Origin of the sequence: Nostoc sp. DedSLP03 (assembly GCF_034530815.1) — a bacterium.
In the GTDB taxonomy this organism is placed as follows: Bacteria; Cyanobacteriota; Cyanobacteriia; order Cyanobacteriales; family Nostocaceae; genus Nostoc.
The window spans coordinates 1-5,631 of record NZ_JAVRCK010000180.1; the positions used below are offsets into that span (position 1 = coordinate 1).

2 protein-coding genes are annotated in these 5,631 nt (G+C 42.9%); one reads left to right on the forward strand and one right to left on the reverse strand.

What is annotated here, in order from left to right; genetic code table 11:
* Positions 1-263: 263 nt before the first annotated feature.
* Positions 264-4,316, reverse strand: a complete 4,053-nt coding sequence (locus RM368_RS37720) for a tetratricopeptide repeat protein (RefSeq protein WP_322698801.1) — start codon at positions 4,314-4,316, stop codon at positions 264-266.
* A gap of 137 nt (positions 4,317-4,453) precedes the next feature.
* Here RM368_RS37720 and RM368_RS37725 point away from each other — a divergent pair, with 137 nt between their 5' ends.
* Positions 4,454-5,578 carry a succinylglutamate desuccinylase/aspartoacylase family protein gene (locus RM368_RS37725; protein WP_322698802.1) on the forward strand — a complete coding sequence of 375 codons (1,125 nt, stop codon included), beginning with the start codon at positions 4,454-4,456 and terminating at the stop codon, positions 5,576-5,578.
* Positions 5,579-5,631 lie beyond the last annotated feature (53 nt).

The following is a 5,631-nucleotide window of genomic DNA, read 5'->3' on the forward strand; positions in this document are numbered from 1 at the left end:
TGACTCTATTACATCCCTACCTCACTTTAAAAGATGTTGGTAATGACAAGCCTTAAAAAGGGGGGAACCGGAATCAAAGTCCCCCTTTTCAAGGGGGATTTAGGGGGATCTACAAGTCTCAAATACAACACCAAAAAGTTTTCAGACATCCTCTTAGGGTAGTGCGCTTTGTGCGTAGGCGTAGCCCGTCGTAGACATCGCTAGCAATGCTTAAATAAAACTTATGAATGATTTGACGTTGGCAATAAATCTTGCACTGCACCCTACAACTCTGTTTCTAGGCTATCTCGCGCTGCCCAAATTGCCTCGCGCACCTCACCCGCGCACTCTTCACCCGTTGCCTCGCGCCAAATGCTTTGAAACTGGCTTTCACCTAACTGCTGGAGCATACGGGCTAAAGCATTGATATAATAACCAATCGAATCTTGAATATGCTGTAAGCCAATGGCTAAACCACGAATGTAAATTGGCAAAGCCTCAGCGTAATTTTCTTGAGCTTCTAAAACCCTTCCCCATTTAGCTAATGTTAGTGAAGCCCAATACCAATCCTTGAATTGCTGATAAACTTCCCAGGCTTTTTGATAATATTTAATTGCCACATCAAACTGCTGTTGTTCTTCGGCTACCATGCCTAGTGCGTGATAGTCATTAGCAGCACAGTACAAATTCCCGGTATCTTCAAATATCTTTAGCGCCTTGTGGTAGTAATCAAAAGCAACATCAAACTGCCTCTGCTTATAGGCGACATTGCCCAGTGTGTAATAGTCATCAGCAGCAGAGTACAAATCCCCAGCGTCTTCATATATCTTTAGCGCCTTGTGGTAGTAATCAATCGCCACATCAAACTGCTGTTGTTCTTCAGCTACCATGCCCAGTTGGTGATAGTCACTAACAGCAGAGTAAAAATCCCCGGTATCTTCAAATATCTTTAGCGCCTTTTGGTAATAATCAATCGCCACATCAAACTGCCTATGCTCTTGGGCTACCATGCCCAGTTGGTGATAGTCACTAGCAGCAGAGTACGAATCTCCAGCATCTTCATATATCTTCAGCGCCTTGTGGTAGTAATCAATAGCTACATCAAACTGCCTCTGTTCATAAGCGACATTGCCCAGATTATGATATTCACGAGCAGCAGAGTACAAATCCCCAGCATCTTCATATATCTTCAGCGCCTTGTAATAGTAATCAATAGCTACATCAAACTGCCTTTGCTTTTGGGCAACATTTCCCAGTTGGTGATATTCATAAGCAGCAGAGTAGAAATCCCCAGCATCTTCAAATATCTTCAGCGCTTTGTGGTAGTAATCAATCGCCACATCAAACTGCCTCTGCTCTTCGGCTACCATGCCCAGTTGGTGATATTCACGAGCAGCAGAGTAAAAATCTCCGGCATCTTTATATATCTTCAGCGCCTTGTGGTAGTAATCAATTGCCACATCAAACTGCCTCTGCTCATAGGCAACATTGCCCAGATTGTGATATTCATGAGCAGCAAAGTAGAAATCCCCAGCATCTTCATATATCTTCAGCGCCTTGTGGTAGTAATCAATCGCCACATCAAACTGCCTCTGCTTTTGGGCTACTATGCCCAGTTGGTTATAAGAAACAGCAATTATGTTATTTTCTGAAAGGTCATTTAAAGGGATCAATTCATCGAGAATTTCTTGATGAATTTTACTTGCACCTGCCAAATTAGCACTTAGTAGTGCCTCATTAGCTTCGTAACTCCGCAAATATATCCAGAAATCAACAGCATCTTTACCCTTTGCTTTTGCATCTGCCAAGTGGATACCAATTTGCTTCAGCGCCCGTTTTTGCAGCGACTTAAATTCGGGTTTGCGCCCGATGCGCTCATAGACTTGCAAGACTTGTAGAATCGATTGTGCTTTAGCCCATTCCTGTTGCTGTTCGGCTAGGCGTAGATTTTGCAACAGATTTGGTTCTTCCACTCGCAGTATAAAAGTTGCATATTCTGCGTTGCTGATGAGTTTCTGGTGATACTTATCCGCCAAATAAGCGTAGAAAAATAGCAACTTTTTTTCCAGTTCATTAATCACCTCTTGAGAAGCTATTTTGTTTAACTGCTGGCGCAAATACCAAGGTAATGCGGGGTGAATTTTGTAAATAGTTCCACCCAAATATTCCATAATACCTGCGGCGGCGGCTTCATTAAGCAGCTGCAACCAATCAGCTTTTTGTAAGTTCTCCCCAAACACCGCCTGATAAGCTTTTCCATCACTATCATCAGGGTTCGTTGAAAAAATATGCAGCCAATCAACATCAACCCGTTCAGAAAACAACGCCAAAAACGGTAAATGTCGCTGCGCCTTCTCCGATAACTTCGCAAACGAATAATCCAACGACACCGTTAGCGACTTATCCCTACCTTCCTCCTCCACTCCCTGAAAAGTATCCAACCCCCGCCGCAGCGCCTCAATTAACTGCACGGGTGTCTGCGTCTTTAAATGCAGCAACACCACCCGCAACGACAAGGGATGTCCTCCCAACAATTTCAGCAATTCCAAATACTCTGCTGGCAGGTTCTTTCTCTCCACACCCACCGTTTGCAAAATCTTCGCGGCTAACTCTTGGGCATCCGCTTGAGATAACCCCCGCAAATTGATTAAACTATACCCACAATCTAGCCAAGGTTCTTCGCGGCGACTGGTAATTAATACCCAAGATTTCCCACCCCGCAATTCCTTCAGAAACCGCTTCAGCTTATTTCTCTCTTCCCCACTCAATAATGGTTCATTCCCCGTGGGGAAACCGTTGACAGGTTCAAAGTTATCCCAAATCAACAAACAAGGATGAGTTTGCAGATATTGCCGCACCACAGCCTCTTGCTGTTCTAGCATCATTTGGGAAAATCTCTCACCGCCCAACGCCCTACCAATTTGGTTAATTACCTGACTCAACCCCGCACCTTGTTCAAAGGAGGTGAAGAAAATACGTTCGCGTCCTTGGGTATCATCCAACCACCGGGCGAAACCTGCGACTAACTCAGTTTTACCGACACCGCCCATTCCCTGCACCAGCACCAGATGATTTTGCCGAAATGCTCTCTCTAAACGCAAAATCTCATAATCTCGCCCAATAAAACCATAAGCGCTTTCATCAGGTAAACCTACAGCTTTGCTGCTTTCTGAAATGTTGTCCGCTTGCGCCATCAAATCGGCAAAACTGGGTGCTGTCTTTTGAGGAACAAAAGGCGTATAGGGTTCCTGCTGATACAGCACCGGCACAAGCCAATCTTGTAAAGGTAAATTTCCTTTGGGACTGGGGCGCATTTTTTCAATAGACATGGACTTGCGCCCTGCTGCAACGGCTGTAGCGATACACTCTCCCCTGACTAATTCCCCATACAACCGCCCAACAAAGTGTTCTGCACCTTTGGCGTAAACTGAATACGCCATCGCTACTACACCCTTTGCCCCCAATTTCACCAACTGTCCCGCCACTGAAGAAAAGGCTTCTTCGCCTACTTGCCCAGACTTGCAAGCATTCAGCACAAAAATCGGCACGCGACAATCTGTTAAATATTGGGCAATTTCTCTGGCATTAACAAGTTGCTCGTTTCCCTGCTCATCTTCAAAGACTAAAACTCCTTGAGTATCGCTGTCAAAATTCCCATGTCCATCAAAATGGACGATATGGTAAAAACCTTTATTTGCCTGGAGTTCTGCTTCAAAAGCTTTCAAGCTAGGGGGACGCAATACTTTCAAGTTGACTCGCTGACGTATTGGTTGCAACGCCGCCAGCAAAGGACGGGCAATGGTTTTAAAATTTACGTCTTGCTCATCATAAGGGCGGGCAATAACTAATAAAATATTCAGTTGGTCATCGGGCATTGGTGGCAATGGTGCTTTTACGCCCTGACTGCTGAGACTGCGATACATCCCCGCCAGTGAAGGTGCAAGAAATTGATAGTCGGGGGAATACAGCAATTCCCAAGGTAAATTCAGCACGTTGGCGTTATCGGAAATGATGCCCAGTTCGCATTTATCGAGTCCTTGCCGTGTAGCTTCTTGAAAAAACTCTCTTCCTTTTTCTGTGCTGCGAAATACTAACTCAAATAGCTGTTGTCCCCAGTGCTGTAATTTTTGTTCGATTTTTACAGCGTTATCTGGAAAAATACCGTAAGGAAACTGTAAATAATCTTCTAAATACCAGCGCAATTCAGCCGCGTTTTCTTCATCGAAAGGTTGTTGGAAAGGGACTGCTGCGGCTAGGCGAGGATTTTCGTATCCGCGTTGCCAAGAAAGTTGGATTGTTTCGCCTTGATGGGTGATTCGCAACCAATTTGTTGCCATTGCTGCTGTGCTGGTTACTGGGTAAATTGATGCTAGCTTAATTTGAGTAATTTACGCAGAGGCACAGAGAGGAAGATTGAGTTTTAATTCAGTACAGATACAGCGATAATGTACTCAAATTATCAGCGAATTATTTTATGCAGCCAGTTATTGAGACTATTGTATTACGTCAAATGGCTTCGGGCGATCGCCTATCTTTACAACTATACAAATTCATCGGCGCTCAACCTGGTAAAAAGGTTTACATTCAATCTAATCTGCACGGTGCAGAAATTGCTGGTAATGCCGTTATTCACCAGCTAATTGAGTTTTTATTAACAATAAATGATACAGATTTAACTGGAGAAATTTGGCTAGTTCCCGTTTGTAATCCAATGGGGACGAATGAACGCGCTCATCATTTTTCCCCCGGACGTTACTGCATTTACGAAGCTAAAGACTGGAATCGCATATTTTGGGACTACGAAAAAGAAGCTGATGATTTAGTAGCTTTTACTAAATCTCAACTTCATATCGATCTAAAGGTCGTTCGACAAAATTATCTAACTATAATTAAGCAACAATTTGCGAAAATTTTAGAAAAAATTAATTCTCCTAGTGCAGTGCCATACACTGAGCTTTTTGGCTACAAGTTACAAAACCTGAGTTTAGATGCAGACTACTTAATTGATTTACATAGTTCTACAAATCAAGCTTTAGACTACCTTTATTACTTCCGAAATCGAGAAGACAGTGCAAAACACTTTCTACTAGATTTTGGAATCTTACTTGATAAATACGATGGTGATGCTTTTGATGAAGCTTTTATCAAACCTTGGTTAGCGCTGGAAGCTTGTTTTAAAGAGTTGGGTAGAGAAATCAAGTTTGATGTGGAAGCTTGGACACTGGAATTAGGCTCAGGAATGCAAATGAATCCTGATTCAATTGCTAAAGGTGTACGGGGTGTAAAAAATTATTTAGCACAAAAAGGTGTACTGCAAATGTCTGTATCAGGTGACACAAAAACCCATGAGATGACTTTTGCATCTAGCAGCAACCGAAAAAAATATTATGCGATCGCAGGTGGGATGATTCAATGGAGAATAGCATTAGGTAGTACAGTCAAAGCTGGAGACAAGCTGTATCAAATTCTCAGTTTTAATAAAGAAGGTCAACTACCTAGTGTAATTGATGTCTGCGCTCAACATGATGGATTAGTTTATGATGTCGCAACAAATCAAGCTGTAAATGAAGGTGAGTTTGTCTTGGGAATTGTTAGTTAGTCATTTGTCATTTGTCATTTGTCATTTGTCATTTGTCATTTGTCATTTGTCAT

Excerpts from the sequence above, each read along its gene's own strand:
- RM368_RS37720 (WP_322698801.1), bottom strand. The coding sequence starts at position 4,316 with ATGGCAACAAATTGGTTGCGAATCACCCATCAAGGCGAAACAATCCAA.
- RM368_RS37725 (WP_322698802.1), top strand. The coding sequence starts at position 4,454 with ATGCAGCCAGTTATTGAGACTATTGTATTACGTCAAATGGCTTCGGGC.